This window comes from Streptomyces sp. NPDC000229 (assembly GCF_040300825.1).
Lineage (GTDB): Bacteria > Actinomycetota > Actinomycetes > Streptomycetales > Streptomycetaceae > Streptomyces.
The window spans coordinates 1-23,184 of record NZ_JBEPEL010000103.1 but is presented as its reverse complement, the minus strand read 5'-3'; the positions used below and the strand labels follow the sequence as shown (position 1 = coordinate 23,184).

At 72.4% G+C, this 23,184-nt stretch carries 21 protein-coding genes; 12 read left to right on the top strand and 9 right to left on the bottom strand.

What is annotated here, in order from left to right; all coding sequences use genetic code 11:
* The first annotated feature begins 137 nt into the window (after window positions 1–137).
* The 4 genes from ABT360_RS31810 to ABT360_RS31795 all read left to right on the top strand — a co-directional run bounded on the left by ABT360_RS31810 (window position 138) and on the right by ABT360_RS31795 (window position 3,612).
* Entirely contained in the window at window positions 138–812 is a 675-nt protein-coding gene (locus tag ABT360_RS31810; RefSeq protein WP_444852359.1) for a nucleotidyltransferase family protein, read from the top strand.
* Window positions 809–1,063: a hypothetical protein gene (locus ABT360_RS31805; protein WP_351824278.1), complete on the top strand. Its 255-nt coding sequence runs from the start codon at window positions 809–811 to the stop codon at window positions 1,061–1,063. Before ABT360_RS31810 ends, ABT360_RS31805 begins: the two co-directional genes overlap by 4 nt.
* A complete protein-coding gene (locus tag ABT360_RS31800; protein ID WP_351824275.1) occupies window positions 1,060–1,863 on the top strand; it encodes a metallophosphoesterase family protein in 804 nt (267 codons plus the stop codon). The genes ABT360_RS31805 and ABT360_RS31800 overlap by 4 nt, the downstream gene beginning before the upstream one ends.
* 90 nt (window positions 1,864–1,953) lie before the next feature.
* Entirely contained in the window at window positions 1,954–3,612 is a 1,659-nt protein-coding gene (locus tag ABT360_RS31795) for a catalase (protein ID WP_351824272.1), read from the top strand.
* A gap of 54 nt (window positions 3,613–3,666) precedes the next feature.
* On the opposite strand, the gene ABT360_RS31790 is transcribed toward ABT360_RS31795, so the two are convergent.
* The gene (locus tag ABT360_RS31790; RefSeq protein ID WP_351824269.1) at window positions 3,667–4,476 is read right to left on the bottom strand and encodes an SDR family oxidoreductase; all 810 of its coding nucleotides are present in this window, start codon (window positions 4,474–4,476) and stop codon (window positions 3,667–3,669) included.
* Window positions 4,477–4,602: 126 nt separating this feature from the next.
* On the opposite strand from ABT360_RS31790, the gene ABT360_RS31785 reads away from it, so the two are divergent.
* Window positions 4,603–5,841 carry an FUSC family protein gene (locus ABT360_RS31785; protein ID WP_351824281.1) on the top strand — a complete coding sequence of 413 codons (1,239 nt, stop codon included), beginning with the start codon at window positions 4,603–4,605 and terminating at the stop codon, window positions 5,839–5,841.
* Between the two features lie 164 nt (window positions 5,842–6,005).
* A complete protein-coding gene (locus ABT360_RS31780) occupies window positions 6,006–7,199 on the top strand; it encodes an amidohydrolase (protein WP_351824267.1) in 1,194 nt (397 codons plus the stop codon).
* 30 nt (window positions 7,200–7,229) lie between these two features.
* Here the strand turns inward: ABT360_RS31780 and ABT360_RS31775 are convergent, their stop codons facing one another.
* From ABT360_RS31775 to ABT360_RS31760, 4 genes are all read right to left on the bottom strand, one after another.
* Window positions 7,230–8,696 (bottom strand): aminotransferase class I/II-fold pyridoxal phosphate-dependent enzyme, encoded by a 1,467-nt coding sequence (locus ABT360_RS31775; RefSeq protein WP_351824264.1) that lies wholly within the window; start codon window positions 8,694–8,696, stop codon window positions 7,230–7,232.
* Window positions 8,697–8,749: 53 nt separating this feature from the next.
* The gene (locus tag ABT360_RS31770; RefSeq protein ID WP_351824261.1) at window positions 8,750–9,058 is read right to left on the bottom strand and encodes a hypothetical protein; all 309 of its coding nucleotides are present in this window, start codon (window positions 9,056–9,058) and stop codon (window positions 8,750–8,752) included.
* A gap of 9 nt (window positions 9,059–9,067) precedes the next feature.
* Window positions 9,068–9,481: an SRPBCC family protein gene (locus ABT360_RS31765; protein WP_351824258.1), complete on the bottom strand. Its 414-nt coding sequence runs from the start codon at window positions 9,479–9,481 to the stop codon at window positions 9,068–9,070.
* A 227-nt stretch (window positions 9,482–9,708) separates the two neighbouring features.
* The gene (locus tag ABT360_RS31760; protein ID WP_351824255.1) at window positions 9,709–11,223 is read right to left on the bottom strand and encodes an MFS transporter; all 1,515 of its coding nucleotides are present in this window, start codon (window positions 11,221–11,223) and stop codon (window positions 9,709–9,711) included.
* Between the two features lie 87 nt (window positions 11,224–11,310).
* Here ABT360_RS31760 and ABT360_RS31755 point away from each other — a divergent pair, with 87 nt between their 5' ends.
* On the top strand, window positions 11,311–12,102 hold the full coding sequence (locus ABT360_RS31755; RefSeq protein WP_351824252.1) for an SDR family NAD(P)-dependent oxidoreductase: 792 nt from the start codon (window positions 11,311–11,313) through the stop codon (window positions 12,100–12,102).
* Here ABT360_RS31755 and ABT360_RS31750 read toward each other — a convergent pair.
* From ABT360_RS31750 to ABT360_RS31735, 4 genes are read right to left on the bottom strand one after another with little or no spacing between them, the layout of a single operon-like run.
* Window positions 12,081–13,142, bottom strand: a complete 1,062-nt coding sequence (locus ABT360_RS31750) for a 2-hydroxyacid dehydrogenase (protein WP_351824249.1) — start codon at window positions 13,140–13,142, stop codon at window positions 12,081–12,083. The genes ABT360_RS31755 and ABT360_RS31750 overlap by 22 nt on opposite strands.
* An 18-nt stretch (window positions 13,143–13,160) precedes the next feature.
* Window positions 13,161–13,775, bottom strand: coding sequence for a histidine phosphatase family protein (locus ABT360_RS31745; RefSeq protein WP_351824246.1), 615 nt, complete (start codon window positions 13,773–13,775; stop codon window positions 13,161–13,163).
* Window positions 13,772–15,256, bottom strand: a complete 1,485-nt coding sequence (locus tag ABT360_RS31740; RefSeq protein WP_351824243.1) for an FGGY-family carbohydrate kinase — start codon at window positions 15,254–15,256, stop codon at window positions 13,772–13,774. The genes ABT360_RS31745 and ABT360_RS31740 overlap by 4 nt, the downstream gene beginning before the upstream one ends.
* Window positions 15,249–16,760 carry an FGGY-family carbohydrate kinase gene (locus ABT360_RS31735; RefSeq protein ID WP_351824240.1) on the bottom strand — a complete coding sequence of 504 codons (1,512 nt, stop codon included), beginning with the start codon at window positions 16,758–16,760 and terminating at the stop codon, window positions 15,249–15,251. Before ABT360_RS31735 ends, ABT360_RS31740 begins: the two co-directional genes overlap by 8 nt.
* A 203-nt stretch (window positions 16,761–16,963) precedes the next feature.
* Here ABT360_RS31735 and ABT360_RS31730 point away from each other — a divergent pair, with 203 nt between their 5' ends.
* The 5 genes from ABT360_RS31730 to ABT360_RS31710 form a co-directional block, all read left to right on the top strand.
* Window positions 16,964–17,746 carry a DeoR/GlpR family DNA-binding transcription regulator gene (locus tag ABT360_RS31730; RefSeq protein ID WP_351824236.1) on the top strand — a complete coding sequence of 261 codons (783 nt, stop codon included), beginning with the start codon at window positions 16,964–16,966 and terminating at the stop codon, window positions 17,744–17,746.
* Between the two features lie 310 nt (window positions 17,747–18,056).
* The gene (locus ABT360_RS31725) at window positions 18,057–19,406 is read left to right on the top strand and encodes an MFS transporter (RefSeq protein WP_351824233.1); all 1,350 of its coding nucleotides are present in this window, start codon (window positions 18,057–18,059) and stop codon (window positions 19,404–19,406) included.
* A 2-nt stretch (window positions 19,407–19,408) separates the two neighbouring features.
* On the top strand, window positions 19,409–19,582 hold the full coding sequence (locus tag ABT360_RS31720; RefSeq protein ID WP_351824230.1) for a hypothetical protein: 174 nt from the start codon (window positions 19,409–19,411) through the stop codon (window positions 19,580–19,582).
* Window positions 19,583–20,128: 546 nt separating this feature from the next.
* Window positions 20,129–21,913 carry an N-acetylglutaminylglutamine amidotransferase gene (locus ABT360_RS31715; RefSeq protein ID WP_351824227.1) on the top strand — a complete coding sequence of 595 codons (1,785 nt, stop codon included), beginning with the start codon at window positions 20,129–20,131 and terminating at the stop codon, window positions 21,911–21,913.
* Window positions 21,886–23,184, top strand: a 1,299-nt coding sequence (locus ABT360_RS31710) for a TolB family protein (protein ID WP_444852358.1), incomplete at its 3' end; no start/stop codon positions are given. The genes ABT360_RS31715 and ABT360_RS31710, both read left to right, overlap by 28 nt.

Here is a 23,184-nt window from a genome sequence, read left to right as displayed (position 1 = left end):
GGAACGCGCCGACAAGGAGTTCGCGCTCGTCACGATGTGCGCGGGCGGCGGGCTGGCGACCGGCACGATCATCCAGCGGCACCGTCCTGTCGCCCGCCGTCGCTACCGGGCCGACCGGCGCGACCGGGCCGGCCGGGCTGCGGCTGGCCGGTGGCAGAGCTGTGGAGGGCGAGCCCGGCGCCGCGCCCCTGGGCGCAGCCGTCGGCGTCCCGGGCGGCCCCGGCGGCAGCCATCCTCCGGACCGTACGCAGGCCATCCTGGAGGCGACCAAGCAGGTCGCGGCGCTGCTGAAGAGCGCGGGCCACCCCTTCGCCCTGGCGGGCAGTGTGGCGGCGTACGCGCACGGGGTGCCGCAGAGCCTCCAGCACGACACCGACTTCGCCATCCTGCGCGAGGACGCGGAGGCGATCGCGCAGGATCTGGAGGCTGCCGGTATCCAGGTGCGCGTGCCGCCGGAGGACTGGCTGATCAAGGCGCGGAGCCATGGCGAGGAGATCGACCTGATCTTCGAACTGGCGCGGCATCCGGTGACGCGCGAGCTGCTGGACCGGGCCCACACGCTGCCGGTCGATTCGGTGCGGATGCCGGTGCTGGCGCCGACCGATCTGGTGGGCAGCCTGCTGGCCGCCTTCTCGGAGCACCACTGCGACTTCGGCGCCGTCCTGCCGATCGCCCGCACGCTGCGGGAGAAGATCGACTGGGACCTGCTGCGCCGGGAGAACGAAGGCTCTCCGATGCCCGAGGCGTTCCTGTACCTGCTGGAGCGTCTGAACGTCATCGAACCACGGGAACCACGGGAGGCAACGCCATGAGCGCCGCCGACACCGCCGAGTACCGCATCGCCCATCTGCGGGACCGGCTGGCGAGCGAGGACATCGCCGAACTCGGCATCAGGATCGAGCAGCGCGGTACGAGCGTCATCCTGTACGGCACCGTCGCCAGCGCGGACTGCCGGGCCGAGATCCTGCGCATCGCCCAGGAGGAACTGGCCGGGCTCCCACTGCGCGAGGACCTGGTCGTCGTCTGCGCGGACGCCCCCGACCACCCCGAGGAGCTGTCGTGATCCGAGTCGCAGCGGTCGGTGACATCCATCTGGGCCCGGGCAGCGCGGGCACCTTGCGGCCGGCCTTCGAGAAGCTCCACGAGCAGGCGGACCTGCTGCTGCTCGCCGGTGACCTGACCCGGCACGGCACGGCCGAGGAGGGCGAGGTGGTGGCCGGGGAGGTGGCCGGGCTGGGGGTGCCCGTGGTCGCCGTCCTGGGCAACCACGACTACCAGAGCGACCAGGAGGCGGAGGTGACCGCGGCGCTCGACCGGGCGGGGGTGACCGTCCTGGAGGGCGAGGGCACGGTGCTGAACATCGGCGGCGTGCGCGTGGGCGTCGCCGGGACGAAGGGGTTCGGCGGCGGATTCGCCGGGCGCAGCGGCGGTGAGTTCGGTGAGCCGGAGATGAAGGACTTCATCCGCTACACCCGGCGCTGCGCGGACGGGCTGCGGAAGTCCCTGACGATGCTGCGCGATGCGGACTGCGCCGTGCGGATCGCGCTGACGCACTACGCGCCGGTGCCGGACACGCTGGCGGGCGAGCCGCTGGAGATCTTTCCGTTCCTGGGCAGCTACCTGCTGGCGGAGGCGGTCGACGAGGGCGGCGCCGACCTCGCCGTGCACGGTCATGCGCACCACGGCACCGAGCACGGCATGACCAGTGATGGCGTACGGGTGCGCAATGTCGCCCAGCCGGTGATCGGCCGGGCCTTCGCCGTCTACCACCTGCCGGTGCACGCCGGGCGTGCCGCGGTGGGCGACGGCGGGGTGAAGGCGGGGGCCGGGGCGGCGGCTCACAAGGCGGGTATCGGCGGTTAGAGGCTCCCGCCGGGCGGGTAACGGAGCATACTGCGACACATAGGGCGCAGCAGGGCGCAGACGGACAAAACAGCAGAGGAGCCGAGGATCGTGACGGACGTTTCGAGCCAGGGTCCCGCCCCCGGCGACGACCGGAAGGTACTCACCAACCGGCAGGGCCACCCTGTCTACGACAATCAGAACCAGCGCACGGTCGGGGCCCGAGGCCCGGCGACGCTGGAGAACTACCAGTTCCTGGAGAAGATCAGCCACTTCGACCGGGAGCGCATCCCCGAGCGGGTCGTCCACGCCCGCGGGGTGACGGCCTACGGCTACTTCGAGGCGTACGGCGCGTGGGGTGACGAACCGATCAGCCGCTACACCCGCGCCAAGCTCTTCCAGGAGCGCGGCAAGCGCACCGACCTGGCCGTGCGGTTCTCCACAGTGATCGGCGGCCGAGACTCCTCCGAGGCGGCACGCGACCCGCGCGGCTTCGCGGTGAAGTTCTACACCGAGGACGGCAACTGGGACCTCGTCGGGAACAACCTGGGCGTGTTCTTCATCCGGGACGCGATCAAGTTCCCCGACGTGATCCACTCCCTCAAACCGGACCCGATCACCTTCGAGCAGCAGCCGCGCCGGATCTTCGACTTCATGTCGCAGACGCCGGAGTCGATGCACATGCTGGTCAACCTGTTCAGCCCGCGCGGCATCCCGGCCGACTACCGCCATATGCAGGGCTTCGGCGTCAACACCTACAAGTGGGTGAACGCCGAGGGCAACACGGTCCTGGTCAAGTACCACTGGATGCCCAAGCAGGGCGTGCGCAGCATGACCGAGGAGGACGCGGCCAATGTGCAGGCCCAGGGCCTGGGCCACGCCACCAAGGACCTGTACGAGGCGGTCGGGCGCGGCGACTGCCCGGAGTGGGAGCTCCTGGTCCAGATGATGGAGGACCACGACCACCCGGAGCTGGACTTCGACCCGCTGGACGACACCAAGACCTGGCCGGAACAGGACTTCCCGCCGAAGCCGGTCGGCAAGATGGTGCTCAACCGGATGCCGGAGAACTTCTTCGCCGAGAACGAGCAGATCTCCTTCGGCACGGGTGTGCTGGTGGACGGCCTGGACTTCTCGGACGACAAGATGCTGGTCGGCCGGACCTTCTCGTACAGCGACACCCAGCGCTACCGGGTCGGCCCGAACTACCTCCAGCTGCCGGTCAACCAGGCCAAGAACGCGGACGTGCGGACCAACCAGCGCGACGGGTTCATGACGTACCACCAGGACGGCCACGGCGAGAACCCGGACGTCAACTACGAGCCGTCGATCCGGGGCGGGCTGCGCGAGGGCCATTACCCCACGCACGACGAGCAGGGCCCGGAGATCCGGGGCAGGCTCACCCGCAAGCGGATCCCGCGGACCAACGACTACATGCAGGCCGGGCAGCGCTATCTGCTGATGGAGCAGTGGGAGCGCGACGACCTGGTGCACAACTTCGTCAATCTGCTCAAGCAGTGCGACCGGCCGGTGCAGGAGCGGATGGTCTGGCACTTCCTGCTGGTCGAGAACGACCTGGGCCTCCGCGTCGGCGAGGGCCTCGGCATCGGCCCGCAGGACGTGGCCCACCTCGAACCCCTGGCGAGCCAGGACCTCACCGAGGAGGACCGCAAGCGGCTGGCCAACCTCGGGGAGAACCCGCCCCGGGACGTCGAGGGACTGACGATGACGCACTGCGTCCCCAACGAGCGGCACGTCGTGACCCGCTGACGCGGTACGCCTGGCAGGGCCCCCGCCCACCCGGGCGGGGGCCCTGTCATGTGCTCACGGTCGGCGCCAGGCGTCGCTCTCCAGGTGGGAGCCGGCCTGCGGGCCCATCCGCAGCATCCCGCCGTCCACGACCCATGAGGCGCCGGTGACGTAGGAGGCGTCCTCGCCCGCCAGGAACGCGATGACCGACGCGACCTCACGGGCGTCGCCCGGCCGCCCCAGCGGCACACCCGGCCGGGACTGCTTGCGCACGTCCTCGTCTTCCTGGCCCGTCATGGGCGTGGCGATCTCGCCGGGCGCGACGGCGTTGACGGTGATGCCGTACTCGGCCAGCTCCAGCGCCATGACCTGGGTGAGCAGCCCCAGTCCGCCCTTGGCCGCGCAGTAGGGCGCCGCCCCGACGCGCGGCTGGTGCTCGTGCACGGACGTCACGTTGACGATCCGCCCGCCCTCACCCTGCTCGATCATGCGGCGTGCGGCGACCTGGGAGCAGAGGAAGGGCCCGATCAGGTCGACGTCGAGCACATCCCGCACGGTGTCGTAGGTCAGGTCCAGGAAGGGCGTGGCGGTGCCGGTGCCGGCGTTGTTGACCAGGACGTCGAGGCGGCCGAGTTCGCCGGCCAGCTCGTCGACGACGCCAGCGGCCTCCGGCAGCCGTGTCAGGTCCAGGTGGGCGACGGCGGCGCGGCGTCCGTGGCCACGTACCTCCTCGGCGGTGCGCCGGGCGCCGTCCTCGTCGGTGTGCCACGTGATGCCGACGTCCATGCCCTGTGCGGCGAGCCGTACGGCGGTGGCGCGGCCGATGCCGGAGTCGGAGCCGGTGACGACGGCGACGGGGGTGCCCCGGTTCACGGGCGGGTTCATCGTGCCTCCTCGGCAAGGGGAATCGGGACTTTGGCGGTACCACGTGACGGGTGAGGCAAAACGGCGTCCGAGGGGTTCCTGTGACTGCAGTGTGGTGAGTGGCTCATGATCGGGCACGTGAATGGGATGCCGGACGTATCAGCACCTGTGATCAAACTGGTGCGGCGGACCACCGAACCCGTCGCGGCGCAGACGCTGCGCTCGACGGCCGCCGCCGTCATCTCCTTCGTCGTCGCCCTGATGGTCCTGCCCGCGCAACCCGCTCCCCTGACGGCCCCGCTGACCGCTCTGCTGGTCGTCCAGGTCACCCTCTACGCGACGCTCACCACCGGCATCCGCCGCGTGAACTCGGTCGTCGTCGGTGTCCTGATCGCCATCGGCTTCACCGCCCTGGTGGGGCTGACCTGGTGGAGCCTCGGTCTGACGATCTTCACCTCGCTGATCATCGGCCGCTTCGTGCGGGTGGACGAGTTCGTCCCCGAGGTGGCGATCAGCGCGATGCTGGTCCTGGGTGTCTCCCAGGCCACGTCGGCGGCCTGGCACCGGGTGCTGGAGACGCTGATCGGTGCCGGGGTGGGCCTGCTGTTCAACCTGCTGTTCGCACCCCCGGTGTGGACGCAGTCGGCCGGGACGTCCATCGACGGGCTGGCGCGCGGGATGGGCCGGATGTTCCGCACCATGGGCGCGGAGATCGCCGAGGGCCACATCCCGTTCCCGCACGCGGCCGCCCGGCTGCACGAGGCGCGGCGGCTGGACCACGACATCGTGGAGGTCGACGCGTCGCTGCGACAGGCGGAGGAGAGCCTGCGGATGAACCCGCGCGTACGGGAGGGGCTGCTGTCCCGGGTGGTGCTGCGGACGGGGCTGGACACCCTGGAGATCTGCGCGGTGGTGCTCCGGGTGCTGACCCGGAGCCTGACCGATCTGGCGAAGTTCCGTACGGAGGAGTCGCTGTTCCCCGAGGACGTGTCGGCCGGGCTCAAGGAGCTGTTCGGGCACATGGCCGACGCCATCGAGAGCTTCGCCCGCCTGATCACCACCCAGGTGGCCGCCAACGCCGAGGAGGCCGAGGAGCGGCTGACCACCGCGCTGGCCGCGAGCCGGGCCACCCGCGACCGGGTCGCCGACATGCTGCTGGAAGACGTACAGGAACACCCCCGGCAGTGGCAGCTCCACGGCGCGCTGCTCGCCGAGATCGACCGGATCCTCGACGAGCTGGACCTCGACAAGCGCAGCGAGCGCCTCATGCAGGAGCTGGACCGCCGCTCGGCGGAGCTCAGCGAGCGCTACCCCCGGCTCGCGGCGCTGCGTCGCCGGCTGCGCGGCGAGGGCGGCTCCGAGCGGCGGCCGGCCGTCGAGACCTGAGCCCTCTGTACGTTCCCGTACGTACCGGGCGACGTGGCAACCGGAGCACCCGTACGTTCCCGTACGCATCGGGTCGCGTGGGGCCCCGTACCTCTTCCGTACGCATCGGGCGTCGGGGGCGTGGAACACGTGCCAGTGTCCGTCGACCGACGAAGGAGGCCCACGTGTCGCAGAGCCCGGAGCCCGTGTACGACCGGATCAGGGAGGAGGTCGCCGCGCGCGCCGAGCGGCTCTGGGACGTGAGCCTCGCGCTGCACCGCGCGCCGGAGACGGCGTTCGAGGAGCGGGAGGCGGCGCGGCTGCTGGCCGGCGAGCTCGAACGGGAGGGATTCGAGGTGGAGCGCGGGGTGGCGGGACTGCCGACCGCGTTCACCGGTCGGACCGGAAGCGGTGACGGGCCGTGCGTGGCACTGCTGCTGGAGTACGACGCGCTGCCGCTGCTGGGGCACGCGTGCGGCCACAACCTGATCGCCGCGGCCGGGCTGGGCGCGGCGCTCGCGGTGCGGGGCGCCCTCGGCGAGCCGGCGGGGTCGCTGCTGGCGGTCGGTACGCCGGCGGAGGAGCGCGGGGGCGGGAAGGTCGTGGAGGTGGAGGCGGGCCTGTTCGACGGGGTCGACGCGGCGCTGATGTTCCACCCAGGCGTGTACAGCTGGGCGTGGGCCCCGCTGACGGCCAGCGCGCAGATCCGGGTGGCGTTCCACGGGCGGGCCGCGCACCCGACCGGCAACCCCACGGAGGGCATCGACGCGCTCGGCGCGCTGATCCAGTTGTTCAACACCCTGGGCGTGCTGGACCGCCGGCTGCCGGCCGGGTCGCACGTCCAGGGCATCGTCACGGACGGCGGCCGGGCCACCAACATCGTCCCGGAGTACGCCGAGGGCCTGTTCGGGCTGCGCGGCGCGACGACGGCCGCGCTGGAGGAGCTGGTGGAGGAGTTGCGCTCGTGCGCCCAGGGCGTGGCGCTGGCCACGCGTACGCGGGTGGAGGTGACCGGTGTGGGCGGGCGGTACGAGCACTTCCGGGACAACGACGTGTTGTCGGGGCTGTTCGCCCACCACCTGGACCGGGCGGGCATCGGCCTTTCGGAGCCCGTGCCCGGCGTGTACCTGGGGTCGTCCGACATCGGCAATGTGAGCACGAGGGTGCCGGCGATCCACCCGTTCGTCGCGATCATGGGGCCGGAGGCGTCGGACCACACGCCCGAGTTCGCCGAGGCGGCGGCGGGGCCGCGCGGGCGCCAGGTCATGCTGGCGGCGGCGGAGGCGCTGGCCTGCACGGCGGCCGATGTCCTGCTGCGTGCGGAGGTGTCCGAGCGGGCGTGGGCGTGCCTCCGGGACAAGGCCGCAGCGGGGCTGTGACAAGGCCCGCCCCCGGGGCCCGGGGGCGGGTCAGTCCTCCACGCTCACCCGTACCGTCTTGACCTCCGTGTCGGCGGCGTCCGGGACGACCATGCCCGCCTCGACTCCGCTGCGGAGGTAGTGCAGGACCGCCGAGTTGAGCCTCTCGCCGGGCAGCGCGGCGGGGATGCCGGGCGGGTACGGGGTGAGCATCTCGGCGGTGACGCGGCCGACGGCCTTCTCCCACGGGACCTGCTCGACCCGTCCGAAGAACGCGTCGCGCGGCAGCATGACCTGCTCCAGGCGGAGGTCGGCCGGGTCGGGCACCTCCACCTGTGGGGCGGGGCGCAGTTCACCGGCGTGGTCGGCGACGTCGCGCAGCGCGGTGAGCAGGGCGTGGGCGCTGCGTTCGTCGTCGGCGTGGGTGAGCTGGGCGCTGGTGCGACGGTGGTCGGACAGGTGCAGGTTGATGCGGTGGTGCTCGCGGATCCAGTCGGCGATCCGGTAGCCGGTCGTGCGAAGGCCGGTGATGTCGACGATGACCTGGAGCGGGTCGAGGTCGGCCGCGCGGCCCGGCCCGCAGAAGTCGTCGCGCCCGTGGACGTGCAGGCCGTCGATCTCGGCGATCTGCGCCCGCACCGTCTTGGCCAGGGCGAGCGCGTCGTCGTAGAGGGCGTGGCCGTGCTGGACCATCTGGCGGCGCCAGCCGTCGAGGGCGGCGTACAGGAGTACGGAGGGGCTCGTGGTGCCCAGCAGGTCCTCGCGGTTCTTGAGGACCTCCGGTTCGATCAGATCGCCCTGGAGGTGGAAGACCGAGCCCTGTTCGAGGCCGGATCCCATCTTGTGGACGGAGGTGACGCAGACGTCGGCACCGGCGTCCATGGCCCAGGTGGGCAGGTCCGGGTGGAACGGCAGGTGGGCGCCCCACGCCTCGTCGACGATCAGCGGTACGCCGTGCTCGTGGCAGGTTTCGGCGATGGCGGGCAGGTCCGAGCAGGTGCCGTACGGCGTCGGGGTCGTCACCAGGGCGCCCCGGGCGTCGGGGTGTTCGGCGAAGGCGGCGCGGAACGCCTCGGCGGACGGCGGGTGGGCGAGGTGGCGTTCGGCGTCCCATTGGGGGTCCACCCAGACGGGGACGATCCCGGCGAGGACGAGGCCGGACACCACCGACTTGTGGGCGTCCCGTCCGACCAGCAGCTTCTCGTGCGGTCCGGCGACCGACAGCATGGCGGCCTTGACCGACAGGGAGCTGCCGCAGGTCGAGAAGAAGGTGTGCTCCGCGCCGACGGCGTCGGCCATCAGTTCCTGGGCCTTGGCGAGGACGCCGTGGGATGAGGTCCGGTCGTCCAGCCCGCTGGTGGCAAGGACGTCCGAGCGGAAGACGGCGTCTCCGAGTACGGCGCGCACGCGGGGGTCGGCGCCGCGGCCCTGTTTGTGGCCGGGCGGGGTGAAGGGCGTCTGGTTCTCGGAGTGGTACGCGGCGAGCGCGTCGAGCACGGGTGCCTGTGAATGGTCCATGGCACCCCGGTGCCCCGCGAACCAGGACAAAAACGGAGCCGATCCCGGGCCGGTCAGGGCCGGGGGCGGACGCGCTGCCAGCGTGGCCGGGCGTCGGCGCCGCGGCGGCCCGCGACGGAGGCACAGCGCGGGCAGACGCGCTGGACGCGGTCGGCGGCGCCGCCGGACTCGGGCAGGACGTCCTGCCAGACGACGTGGGGGAAGCGGGCGAGTTGTGACCGGCTGAGGGAGAGGCCGCAGACGGTCTGGTTCATGCCGGGCTCCCATGCGTGCACCTCCCCGGCGGGCAGCCGGCGGCGGCCCTCCTCCTCGTCCGTCCACTGTCCGGAGGCGGCGACCGCGTACCGCTTGTTCGGGGGCATGCGCGACCGTCAGCCGGCGGCGTTGTCGACGCGCATGCGGACCTGGTCCTCCAGGCGCTGAAGGCTGTGGTCGAGGGCGTCGTTCACCGGAGTCTCGCCCGGGTCGTGGCTCTCGTCGAAGAACGACAGGTGCACGGTCACCTCGCTGGCGCCGCTGCCGATGCCGGCGACCTGGAGCCACCCGGCATAGCTGCCCTGCTCCCGCGTGCCCCATTCGAGGCGCATCTGGTCCTTCCGGGCCCGCAGCAGCGCGGAGGTGTCTTCGTCGGTGCGGTCCTCGTGCACGGTGACGGCGGGCAGCTCGCCGGGGTGCACGTGGAGGGCCTCGGGCATCCAGTTGTCGAGCTGGTCGATGTTGGCGGCCTGGTCGAAGACGTGCTCGGGCAGCGCCGGCATGGTGCGGGAACGCTCGTACTCGGTCATCGCTCCACCGTTCCTCGTTCGTCGGCTGTCGGTCCGTCGAGGGGACGAGTGCCCGGCCTGCGGGAACTGAAGCCGGGCGGGAACGGAAGCGGAGCGGGAACGCGAGAAGCCCCGGCTGGACGGGGGAACCAGCCGGGGCAGTGTGTGGCGGTCGTGAAGGCGTCTTCACAACCGACTCGATGAACGATAAACCACCGAACGGTGTTCGATCCAATCGGCCCCGCGGGTCACGGCGTCGTGCGCACGGTGGCGGTGGCCGGACCGGCCGCCGTCATGGCCTCGGCCGCCTGCGCGGACAGCGGGGTCGCGATGTCCTCCAGCGACTTCTGTTCCGCGGCGACGGCGAAGAAGAGCGCCACCAGACCACCCAGCACCATCAGTGTGGCGCCGATGCAGAAGGCGAGGACCGTTTCCGCGACGACACCGCTCTCGGTGAGACCGGCGAAGATCAGCGGGCCGGAGATACCGCCGGCGGCCGTGCCCACGGCGTAGAAGAACGCGATCGCCATCGCACGGGTCTCCATGGGGAAGATCTCGCTCACCGTGAGGTACGCCGAGCTGGCGCCCGCCGAGGCGAAGAACAGGACCACGCACCAGCTGATGGTCATGGTCGTGGCCGTCAGCCAGCCGTTGGAGAACATCCAGGCCGTCACGAAGAGCAGCGCGCCGGACAGCAGGTAGGTACCGGCGATCATCGGGCGACGCCCCCAGGTGTCGAACAGGCGGCCGAGCAGCAGCGGCCCCATGAAGTTGCCGAACGCGATGACCGCGAAGAAGTACCCGGTCGAGCCGGTGCCGACGTCGAAGAACGTCACCAGGATCGACCCGAAGCCGAAGGTGATGGCGTTGTAGAGGAACGCCTGCCCGATGAAGAGCGCCAGGCCCAGCACCGCCCGCCGCGGGTAGGCCCGGCAGAGCGTACGGGCGATCTGTACGAAGCCGACGCTGTGCCGCTGCTTGATGGTGATCGCCCCGGCCGGCTCGGGCAGCGGGCGGCCGGTCTCCGCCTCGACCTGCCGCTCGACGTCCGCGACCAGCTGCTCGGCGCCCTCCTCGCGCCCGTGAATGAACATCCAGCGGGGGCTTTCGGGCACATGGCGGCGGACCAGCAGGATGACCAGGCCGAGGACGACGCCGAGGCCGAAGGAGATCCGCCAGCCGAGGTCCTTGGGGAGGATGTCGGTGTCCAGGGCGAGGACGGACAGCAGGGCACCGCCCATGGCGCCGAGCCAGAAGCTGCCGTTGATGATCAGGTCCACCCGGCCGCGGTACTTGCTGGGGATCAGCTCGTCGATGGCGGAGTTGATGGCCGCGTACTCTCCCCCGATGCCGAATCCGGTTAGGAAGCGAAAGACGAAGAACCACCAGGGCGAGAAGGAGAGCGCCGTCAGCGCGGTCGCGGCGAGGTAGACCGCCAGAGTGATCAGGAAGAGCTTCTTGCGGCCGAAGCGGTCCGTGAGCCAGCCGAAGAACAGTGCCCCCGAGCACGCCCCGGCGACGTACAGCGCGGCGGCGACGCCGGTGACCTGCGCGCTGCTGATGGCGAGCCCGCTGCCCTCCTCGGAGAGCCGCCCGGCCATGCTGCCGACGATGGTGACCTCGAGGCCGTCGAGGATCCAGACGGTGCCCAGCCCGATGACGATCATCCAGTGCCAGCGCGACCACGGCAGTCTGTCCAGTCGCGCCGGGATCTGGGTCGTCACGGTCCCGTTCGACGCTCGCCCGAGCTCCGGCTCAGTCATGGGTCACCTCCGAGGCGTAAACACGGCGGAGCGGGTACCCCATGATCAATCCGGTGAAACGGCGCCATTGCGTGGTACCCGCGGGGCATGAACGCCGTACGGCCGCTGGCGGTGGTGACCGGCGCCTCCAGCGGGATCGGTCTCGCCCTGGCCGGGGAGTTCGCCCGGCACGGGTTCGACCTGGTGGTCTGTGCCGAGGACGCGGGTCTGGCGGCCGTCGCCGACGAACTGCGCGGCCTCGGCGCGGACGTCACCGCCGTACGGGCCGACCTGGCCACGTACGACGGAGTCGAGCAGCTGTACGCGGCGGTGCTCACCAAGCGCCGCCCGGTCGCGGCCGCCGCGCTGAACGCGGGGGTGGGCAAGGGCGGGGCGTTCACCGACGTCGGCCTCGCCGACCATGCCCGGATCATCGACCTCAACATCAGCTCGACGGTCCACCTCGCGCACCGGCTGCTGCCCGGCATGGTCGCGGAGGGCGACGGCCGGCTCCTGATCACCTCCTCGGTGGCGTCGATGGCGCCGGGCACCTTCCAGTCCGTGTACAGCGCCTCCAAGTCGTTCCTCCAGTCCTTCGCCCAGGCGCTGCGGGAGGAGCTGAGGGGCACCGGGGTGACGGTGACCTCGCTGATGCCGGGCGCGACGCAGACGGCCTTCTTCCGCCGTGCAGGCATGGCCGGCACCCGCCTGGGGCGCATGGTGAAGGACGACCCGGCCGAGGTCGCCGGGGACGCCTTCGAAGCCCTGATGCGCGGCCGGGGCAGAGTGGTCGCCGGGTCGGTGCGGTCGAAGGCCCTGGGCGCGGCCGTCAAGGTGCTGCCCGACCGGCTCAAGGCGGTCGGGCAGCGGTATCTGTCTCAGCCCCGCCCGGGGCGCTGACGGCCGAGGACCTCCGGGTTCGCGCAGTGGGCGAGCGGCTCGCCCCGCAGGAAGCGGGCCGCCTCGCCCGCCACGATCCGGGCCGCCTTGTGCGCCACTTCCCGGCTGGCGCCCGCGATGTGCGGGGTCAGGACCACACCCGGCGTGGACAGCAACCGGGCCCCGGCCGGGACCGGCTCGGCGGGGAACACGTCGAAACCGGCGCCCGCGAGGTGCCCCGAGTCCAGGGCCTCGCACACGGCCTCGTAGTCGACGAGCGCCCCTCGCGCGCAGTTGACGAGCACCGAGCCGGGCGGCATCGCCGCGATCCGGTCGGCCCCGATCATCCCCCTGGTCTCCTCCGTCACGCGGGCGTGCAGGGACACGATCCGTGAGCGGCTCAGCAGTTCGTCCAGCTCGACGAGTTCGGCCACGCCCTCCACCGCCTCGGGCTTCACGTACGGGTCGTGCACCAGCACCTGGGCGCCCATGGCGGCCAGGACGCGCGCCACCCGTGAGCCGATCGCGCCGAAGCCGACCAGGCCGACGACCGAGCCCTCGATCTCGATGCCGCAGTTGTCGTAGTCGTAGTAGTCGCCGCGCCAGACCGCGTGCTTGAGGTCGGTGTGGACGTCGCCGATCCCGCGGGCGGCGGCGAGGATCAGTGCCAGGGTGTGCTCGGCGGTGGCGACGGCATTGCGGCCCGGGGCGAAGCAGACGGCGACGCCGTGGCGGGTGGCGGCCTCCAGATTGGCGTTGACCGGGCCGCCCCGGCTGACGCAGAACAGCTCCAGGTCGGGGCAGGCCTTGAGGATCCGCTCGGTGAGCGGGGCCATCTGGGTGAGGCAGATCCGTACGCCGCGCAGCGCCTCGATCAGCTCGTCCTCCGTGCCGGAGGCCTCGTCGACCTCGGCGACCGCGCCGAACGGGGTGTGCGGCCAGGGCAGTTGGATCTCCCGTACGTCGAGGCCGGTGCCGCCGGGTGCGGCGGCGCGCAGTTCCCGCTCCAGGAGGCGCGGCAGGACGAAGTGGTCGCCGGCGGCGAGGACGGTGGTGGTCACGGTGGTGCTCCAGACGAGTCAGTGGGTGGTCGCGGGTGCGTTGAGCCGCAGCAGGGACGCCTGCCGGCCGGGCAGCAGCCGCAGTTCGGTCAGGGCGCCGTTCTCCAGGGCGGGGAAGACCTGCCGGTAGCGGGCGAGCGGAATGCCGAGGAGTTCGCACAGCACCAGGCGTACGAGGGTGGAGTGGGCGACGACGAGGACACGGCCGTCGGGGAGTTCCCGCGCGACCTCCTCCAGGCAGGCGATGGCCCGGTCGGCCGCCGCCACGGGGTCCTCGCCGCCGGGCAGGTGGTGGGCCACCGGGTCGGTCAGGAAGGCGGCCAGCTCGTCGGGGAACTCCTCGGCCATCTCCCCGCGCGTCAGCCCGTCGCCGCGCCCGAAGTCCACTTCGTACAGCCGCTCGTCGACCCGGGGGGGCAGACCGAGCGCGGTCGCGGCGGGTTCGGCGGTGAGGCGGGCCCGGGACAGCGGTGAGCAGAGGACGGCGTCCAGTCGCTGTCCGGCGGCCCAGGCTCCGAGCGTGGCGGCCTGTTTGTGGCCGAGCTCGGTGAGCGGCACGTCGGTGCGGCCGGCGTAGCGGTTCTCCGCGTGCCACGCGGTCTCACCGTGCCGTACGAGGATGAAGTCGGTCACTGCTCGGCCTTTCTGCGGGCGTGCGCCGCCACGGCCGCGTCCAGCCAGCCGCGTCGGGTCAGTTCGCCGACGAAGTCGAGGTACACGGGGGTCAGCCGGGCGGTTCGGGAGTGGTCGGGGGTCAGTTCCTCAGCGACGCGCACCATGGCGGCCGCCGCCTCCTCCAGGGTGGTGCCCGACGCGGTCGCGGCGAGGACCGCCATGCCGGTGGCGCTCTCGGCGTGTTCGGGAAGGGTGGCCGTACGACCGAGGACGTCGGCGCGCAGCTGCGACCAGTAGGCGTTGCGGGCGCCGCCGCCGGTGAGGGTGAGCGGGCCGTCGACGGGGGCGCCGATGTGGTCGAGGTAGTCGAAGCAGAGCCGTTCGACGCAGGCCACGCCGAGCAGCAGGGCGTGGAACTCCTCGGCATCACCGGTCACGTCGCCGAGGACGAACGGGGTGGCGTCGGGGGCGCGGAAGGGGAAGCGTTCGCCGCCCGCGCCCGTCAGGGGATAGGCGACGGCGGTGGAGCCGGTGGCCGCGGCACGGGCGGTGAGGGCCTCCAGGTCCGCGCCGGGGAAGCGCCGGGCGACGGCTCCGGCGCCGCTGCTGGACGCGCCGCCGGGCAGCCAGGTGCCGCCGGGGCCGCGGTGGCAGTAGACCACTCCCCCGGGGTCGCGTACGAGGTGGGGGCTCGCGCCCTTGAAGACCAGGGTGGTGCCGAGGACCGAGTTCCACGCGCCGGGGGTGAGCGCTCCGGCGCCGATCTGCGCCGCGCAGCCGTCGGTCATGCCGGCGACGACCGGTGTGCCGGCGGGGATCCCGGTCGTCGTGGCGGCCTCCGCGCACACCGTGCCGAGGACGGTGCCGGGCCGGACGACGTCCGGCAGCAGCCCGGCGGGGACGCCGAGCCGGGCCAGTTCGTCGTCCGGCCAGCGCTCCCGCATCAGGTCGTAGCCGGTCTTGAGGGCGTGGCTGGCGTCGGCCGCGACCTGGTGCCCGGCCAGCCGCCAGGTGATCAGGTCGGCCTGGTGGAGCAGCCGGGCGTCGGGGAAGTCGGTGTTGTCCAGCAGCCACAGCAGCTTGGGCAGCGCCCACGAGGGCTGCATGGTGCGGTAGCCGAGCTCCTGCCAGACGTCCTCTCCGGCCTTGTTGACCCGGGTGGTGTAGGCGCGGGCGCGCCCGTCGTCGTACATGAGGCCGGGTGTCAGGGGTCTGCCGCGCTCGTCGGCGAGGAGGACGGTGCCGGACGTGGCGTCGACGGCCAGGCCGCGGACGCGCGCCGGGTCGATGCCGGTGAGGGCCTCGCGGCAGGCGCCGGCGAGGGCGGACCACCACTGTTCGGGGTCCTGTTCGTGGCGTACGCCGTCGCGGTGGCCGGTGAGCGGGCGGGACGCGGCGGCGAGCAGCCGGCCGGTGCCGTCCACGGCGACCGCCCGGGCGCTCTGCGTGCCGAGGTCCAGGCCCAGGTGGACGGCGTCTGCTGTCAGGGCGTCAGACATGGGGTGCTTTCCGTACGTCGGTGGCGGCGGGTGACCAGCCCAGGGAGCGGGCGGCGCCGCGCCAGGTCAGGAACGACTCGTAGCGGGCGTCGTAGAAGGCGCTGCGTCCGGGGTCGGGCTCCCAGCCGGAGCGCATCCGGACGTACGTGGCGGCGGCGGCGCTCATGCTGGGCTCGGCGCCGCTGAGGACGAGCCCGGTCAGGAACGCGCCCTTGGCGCCGAGTTCGGTGTCCGCGCTGCGGGCCGTGGGGACGCCGGTGACGTCGGCGATGAGGCGGCACCACTGGTCGCTGGCGGAGCCGCCGCCGCACAGGCGCAGTTCGTGGACGTCGGTTCCGGACGCCCGGAGGCAGTCGCGGACGACGAGCGACAGGCCCTCGAAGACGGCACGGGCGAGGTCGGCGGGTGTGTGGTCCAGGGTCATGCCCCAGAAGGTGCCGCGGGCGCGCGGGTCGAGGAAGGGGGCGCGTTCTCCGGCCGGGGAGAGGTACGGCAGGAACGCCGGTCCGCCGGGCGTGGGTTCGGTGCCGAACGCCAGTTCGCCGAGGGCGGCGGGGCCGTCGACGGCGAGGAGGCGGGAGGCCCAGTCGAGGACCTCGGTGCCGGAGAGGGTGGGGAAGGCGCGCAGGATGCGTTCCCGGCCGCCGTAGGCGATGTTGATGCCGCACGGCTCGCCCGAGGTGTCCACCTGGCGGGTGACGATCTCGGTGCACAGGGTGGTGCCGAGGATGGCGCAAGCCTGGCCGGGGTCGACGACGCCGGTGCCGCGGGCCGTGGCGGCGATGTCGTAGGGGGCCATGACGACGGGCAGACCGGCCGGGAGGCCCAGTTCGCCCGCGGTGCGGTGGGTGATCTCGGCGATGCGCTCGTTCTCGCCGAGGACCTTCGGCAGGAGATGGGCGTGCGGGCCGAGCCCGAACAGGTCGATGATCGCCGGGTCGTAGGCGCCGGTGGTGTGGTCGAGGAACGGGGCGGACGCGTCGGACTCGTCGATGGCGCACACCCCGGTGAGCTTCAGGAACAGCCACCCGGCCGCCGTCAGCGCCGTACGGGAGCGCTCCAGGCGTCCGGGGTCGTGGGCGGCGAGCCAGCTGATCACCGCGTTCGGCATGCCGCTGCATGTGAGGGAGCCGTTGCGGCGGTAGGCCTCCTCCAGGACGCCGTCGGCGGCCCATCGGGTGAGCAGGTCACCGGCACGGCCGTCGGACCAGAGGATGGCGGGCCCGGTGGGACGGCCCTCGTCGTCGACGAGCCAGCAGCCGTCGCCCTGGGCGGTGAAGCTCACCAGCCAGACCGGGTCGTGGCCGGAGCCGAGCTGGGAGAGGGCACTGCGCACCGTGAAGACCACGCCGTTCCACACGGCGTCCATGTCCTGCTCCGCCCAGCCGGGGCCGGGCCGGGACACCTCGGTACCGATGCGGGACAGCGCTATTTCCTGACCCTGGTCGTCGAAGACGACCGATTTGATGACGGACGTGCCGACGTCGATGGTGAGAACCGACATGACTGGAATACCTGCCCCTTCACTCGCGGACGCCAGGTAAACGTGCGGCCGGGCGGAGCGTCAATCGGCCGTGCGATTATCCCGTGCCCGGCTGTGGCCGCCATGTGAGGTCGGGGCCCCTGGCCGCTCCGCCGGGCGGCGGCACCGTGCCGCCGTGTTAACTTCACGTGAGATTCGCACGGTGTGGCAAGGAGCCGGACGTCATGACCCGAATGGACGCCCAGGAGGAGCGGCGGCGCAGCCTGCGCGAGCTGGTGACGGCCAAGGGGTTCGTGCGGACGAACGACCTGGCCGACGAGTTCGGCGTGAGTGTGATGACCGTCCACCGCGATCTGGACGCGCTGCAGGCGCAGGGCTGGCTGCGGAAGGTGCGGGGCGGGGCGAGCTGTCTGCCGTCGACGCAGTTCCACGGCAGCGTGAGCGAGCGCATGACGACGATGGCGCAGACCAAGCACCGGCTGGCCAGGGCCGCCGCGGAGCTGCTCGCCCCCGGGCAGATCGTGATGCTGGACGACTCGACCACGTGCCTGAGCCTGGCCCGCCAGATGGCCGATCACACGCCGCTCACCGTGATCACCAACTCGCTGCCGGCCGTCACCGCGCTGTCCAGGGAGCCCGGGGTGTCACTGATCGCGCTGGGCGGCACGTACTTCCCGGCGTACGACGCCTTCATGGGGCTGCACACGGCGCAGAGCGTGGAGTCGTTCCGGGCCGATGTGCTGTTCATGTCGACGACGGCGGTGACCGGGGACCGCTGCTACCACATGTCGCCCGAGACGGTGCAGGTCAAGCGGGCGATGATGGGCTCCGCCTCGCGCCGGGTGCTGCTCATCGACCACACCAAGTTCGCCAACCAGGGGCTGTACGCCCTGGCGCCGCTGACCGACTTCGACCTGGTCCTGGTCGACGACGCGGCGCCGGCCGCCCAGGTACGGCGGCTGCGGGACATGGGCGTGGACGTACGGACGGTCGACACATCGCGCTGACGGCTGCGGAGATCACAAAGACCGCGTGAAGGTAACACCGTCTTCACCTGACGTCCGACCGGGCACCCTGCGCCGATCAGGCCTGTGACCTGAGGCGATGCCGACCGTCTGGCTGCCGGGCGGACCGCTGCTCCATCGATTTCACGCCACCAGCCGGACACGTCGCGGGGTTTTCCTCCCACTCATTGACGCCCTTTCTCACACGGCCGTTTCATCATGACGCCTCAGGGCACCGCTCGGCGCTCTCCCCCGGCGCCCGCCCGGCGCGCTCCCCGCGCTTTCCCGCGCTTTCCCCGACTTTTCGAAAAAGGTGGTTCTCGTGGCCGTCGTTCTGGACCCGTCGTCTTCCGCCGAAGACGCACCCGCGAGGCATTGGCTGGACAGGATCGGAATTCCCCGAGCACTCGCCTGGGGATTTCTGGGCGTCCTCGTCTTCATGATCGGAGACGGGGTCGAGTCCGGTTACCTGGCGCCGTACCTCCTGGACGAGGGCATGTCCAAGGAGCGGGTGGCGGTGCTGTTCAGCGTGTACGGCGTCACCGCGAGCATCGCCGCCTGGTTCTCCGGCGCCCTGTCCGACCTGTGGGGGCCGCGCCGGGTCATGATGCTCGGCCTGGGCATCTGGGGCGTGTTCCAGGTGGTCTTCCTGGTCTTCGCCGTGCCCGCGGTCGACTTCTGGCTGCTGCTCCTCAGCTACGGGCTCCGCGGGTTCGGCTATCCGCTCTTCGCCTACGGCTTCCTCATCTGGGTCACGGCGGTGACGCCGAAGCGCCGGCTGGGTTCCGCGGTGGGCTGGTTCTGGTTCGCCTTCACGGGCGGCCTGCCCACGCTGGGGTCGCTGGTCGCCAGCTTCGCGGTGCCGCGGATCGGCGCGTACAGCACGCTGTGGCTGTCGCTCGGGCTGGTCGTGGCGGGTGGCGCGATCGCCCTGCTGCTGGTGCGCGAGCCCACCGGCCGAAGCCGGCTCGCCCCCGCGGGGGAGCGCCCGGTCGCCACCCTGATCGGCTCGCTCGCGATCATCTGGCGCAACCCGAGGATCGGTACGGGAGCGGTCGTGCGGGCCATCAACACGGCACCGCAGTTCGGGTTCCTGGTGTTCCTGCCGGTCTTCTTCACGGACACGCTCGGTTTCACCCTCAGCGAGTGGCTCCAGCTGCTGTCCGCGATGTTCGCCACGAACATCTTCTTCAACCTGATCTTCGGCGTCGTCGGCGACCGCATCGGCTGGCAGCGCACCGTCGCCTGGTTCGGCGGGGTCGGCTGCGCGGTGACCACGCTGCTGCTGTACTACGGCACGGTGTCGGCCGGTGACAACTACGCCCTGGCGATGGTGCTGGTGAGCCTCTTCGGCGCGACGCTCGCCGGTTACGTACCCCTGTCGGCGCTCATGCCGTCGCTGGACCCGGCCCACAAGGGCCAGGCGATGTCGGCCCTGAACCTGGGCGCCGGCGCCAGCACCTTCCTCGGGCCGGCTCTCGTGGGCCTCTTCCTCGGGCCGCTGGGGGTCCAGGGCGTGATGTGGATCTTCGCGATGCTGTACCTGGCGAGCGCCGTCATGGCCCTGTTCCTGAAGCTGCCGGAGCCGGTAGCCCCGGGGGCGCCGGGGTACCCGTCCCCCGGCCCGGCATCGCGGGCCCGGAACGAGTCTCCGGAGGCGTAGCCATGAGTGATGCGTGGGACTACCCGACCCCCTCCCAGGCGGAGGGTGAGCGGGAGCCGGGTGTCGACGAACACCCCGACGTGGCCCGCTCCACTCCGTCCCAGGCGGAGGGTGAGCGCCTCACGAACGAGGAGGAGCAGGCCCAGCGCGGCAGCAAGGAGAAGAACCGCGGATGAGGCGGTGACGGTGCGGGGCGGGCGGTGGAGCGCTCGCCCCGCACCGCTGTGCGTCGGTCCTCGGCCCAGCGGTGGGGCGCGGGTGGATCAGCCCCCACGGGGATGGGGCTCGCGCCGACCCCGCCTGGGCGGTCGGCGCGGGCACCGCCGCACTGCCGGCGGGTGCGCGGGTGCGACGGCGGGCGCCCCGCGCCGGGTCCTGGGCGGCGGCGTGCCGGGACGGCTGCTCCTGGGCGCGCGGTTCCTCGCGGCGGGTGTCCGCGGGGCCGGCGGTCCGGTGGGCGGACGAGCCGCGTACGGCCGGGGCGGAGGAGCCGCGGTCCCCCGACCGGGCGTGCCGAGGGCCCTGGCGTCGCCGCGGGTGGGGTCCCCGGTCAGGAATGCTCCGCGATCAACGGGGCACCCGGCGGTACGGAGCGGGCTGCACTGCACAGCCGGAACCAGCGGCAGGTAGAGGCCCGCTCCCCGTCTTCGAGGAGTTGTGGTGATTGATTCACATGGGGTTGAGGAGGACGCTGAGGTCGCGGGTGTGCCGGGGGGTGCCGTATGTGCGGGCTGAGCGGTGAGATCCGCTTCGACGACCGGCGACCCGATGTGGCCGCGGTGGAACGCATGACGGACCGGCTGGCGGCCCGGGGGCCGGACGGCCGGGGCATCTGGTCGCAGGGGCCCGTGGCACTGGGCCACCGCCGCCTGAAGATCATCGATCTGTCGGAGCGCGGCGCCCAGCCGATGACGGACACCGAGGCGCAGCTCACCGGGGTGTTCAACGGGTGCATATACAACTACCAGGAGGTGCGCGCCGAGCTGCGCGCCCTGGGGCACCGGTTCTTCTCCACCTCGGACACCGAGGTGATCCTGAAGGCCTACAGACAGTGGGGCACGGACTGCGTCGATCACTTCATCGGCATGTTCGTGTTCGTGATCGTCGAGAACGACACCGGCCGGGTGGTGCTGGCCAGGGACCGACTGGGCATCAAGCCCCTGTACCTGGCCCAGGCACCCGGCCGGCTGCGGTTCGCCTCCACGCTGCCCGCCCTGCTCGCGGGCGGCGGAGTCGACACGTCGCTCGACCCGGTCGCGCTGCACCAGTACCTGAGCTGGCACGCCACAGTGGCGGCGCCGCGCACGGTGCTCGCCGGGGTGCGCAAGCTGCCGCCCGCGACGGTACGGGTGGTGGAGCCGGACGGCTCGTACCGGGACCGCTGCTACTGGCAGCCGTCGTACACGCGCCGCCCCGAGTTCGCAGGCATGGACGCCGGTGACTGGCGGGACGCCGTGCTGGACGCGCTGCGGACGGCGGTGCGCCGCCGGATGGTCGCCGACGTGCCGGTGGGCGTGCTGCTGTCGGGCGGTCTCGACTCGTCGCTGATCGTGGGCCTGCTGGCCGAGGAGGGCCAGAAGGACCTGGCCACGTTCAGCGTGGGGTTCGAGTCGGAGGGCGGCGAGGAGGGCGACGAGTTCACCTACTCGGACCTGATCGCGCGGCGCTACGACACCGACCACCACCAGCTGATGGTGCCGTCCGACCGGGTCTCCACCGCTCTCGACGGGGCGATCGCGGCGATGAGCGAGCCGATGATCAGCCACGACGTGGTCGCCTTCCACCTGCTGTCCGAGCTGGTCTCCAAGGAGGTCAGCGTCGTCCAGAGCGGCCAGGGCGCCGACGAGGTGTTCGCCGGCTACCGCTGGTACCCCGAGATGGCCGCCGTCGAGCGGGAGCGCGAGCCCGAGAGGTACGCGGAGGTGTACTTCGACCGGCCGCACTCCGACATGGCCCGCATCCTCCAGCCGCACCTGCTCACCGACCACGACGTCTCCGGCCGGTTCGTGCGCGAGCACATGGCCGCGCCCGGCGCCGAGACCGCCCTCGACGCGGCCCTGCGGCTGGACACGCACGTGATGCTGGTGGACGACCCGGTCAAGCGGGTCGACAACATGACCATGGACTGGGGGCTGGAGGCGCGCACACCGTTCCTGGACCACGAGCTGGTGGAGCTGGCCGCGGCCTGCCCGCCGGAGCTGAAGCTGGCACAGGGCGGCAAGGGCGTGCTCAAGGACGCCGGGCGGGCCATGCTGCCCCGCGAGGTCGTCGACCGGCCCAAGGGCTACTTCCCGGTGCCGGCGATCCGCCACATGGCGGGCCCCGTCCTCGAACGGGTCCGTGAGGCGCTGTACTCGCCCGAGGCGAAGGCACGCGGCCTCTTCCAGGAGGAGTACATCGCCGAGCTGCTCGCCGCCCCCGACGACCACCGTACGAAGCGCGGGGCGAACGCCCTGTGGCACGTAGCGTTGCTGGAGATATGGCTGCAGACGCACAGGATCAGCTGACCCGTGCCACCTCGGCGGCACCCGTGCCGGTGCCGCTCGCCGACGCGGCCGGCCCACGGGACACCCCCCAGCCGCTGATCTCGCACGGCTGCTGGTACCCGTCGGCCGACCCCACCGGCGAGCGCGTGGCGTTCATCTGCGACCGGACGGGGGTGCCCCAGCTGTGGACCGGCCCGTCGGCCGGGACGGCCGCCGCCGACGGAGGGGGCATCCACCTGCTCGACTCCGACCCGGACCCGGTGACGGAGGTGGCGTGGTCGCCCGACGGACGCTGGATCGCGTACACGGTCGCGCCGGGTGGCGGCGAGCACACCCGGGTGCTGTGCGTCCGACCGGACGGCACCGGGCGGCGGATCCTGGCGGGTGCGGACTCCGGCAGCTCGGCGTACCTGGGGTGCTGGGCGCGCGACGGCTCGGCCGTGGCGGTCACCGTCGCCGAGCCCCCGCCCGCCCTGGGCCCGTCCGCGCCCGACGACGCCGGGGCGGAGGAGCCGGACGCCTTCGGGGAGCTGCCCGCCGACTGGGCCGAACGGGACGGCCACGCCACCCTGCTGGGCGGCGCGCACCGGGGCCACGCCGGGCCGGGAGCGGACGAGGCGGCACCGGACGGGGCCGTACGGGACCGGCTCAGCGCCTATCTGGTCGACCCCGACGGGGTGGCCTCGCCGGTGCTGGTGGCCGCCGAGAGCGGCGCCGCGACGCTGCGGGTGTGCGACGTCAGCGACGACGGGCGGCTCGCGCTGGTGCGCCGGGGGCCGCGCGGACGGCGGGAGGCCGTGGTGGTGCGCACCGCCGGCCTGGGTACGGGCTCGGTGCTGCGGGTGGCCGACGGTGACCCGTGGATCGGCCGGTTCTCGCCCGACGGGCGCACCGTGTGGCTGCGCAGCGACCACGAGCGGGAGTTCGCGGCCCTGCTGGCCGCCGGGCTGGACGGCGAGGGGCGGCGGACGGGTCTGTCGGTGCTGGCCGAGCGGGAGGGCAGCGACCTCGAACTGCTGGCGTTCGCCGAGGACGGGCGGACCGCCGCGCTCGCCTGGAACGTGCGGGGCGCCAGCGAGTTCCAGACGCTGGGCCTTCCGGCGGCCGAGCCCGCCGCGTCCGCGCCCGGCGGCGCCACCGGGACGGTGCCGTGGGGCGGCGCCACCGGGACGGCGCCGCCCCATGACGTGGCGCTGCCGCACGGGGTGACCGGTGCGTTGCTCAGCCCGGTGGCGCCGAGCGAGTGCCGGGCGTGGGACGTGCTGGAGGTGCGGGACGGTACGACGACCCGG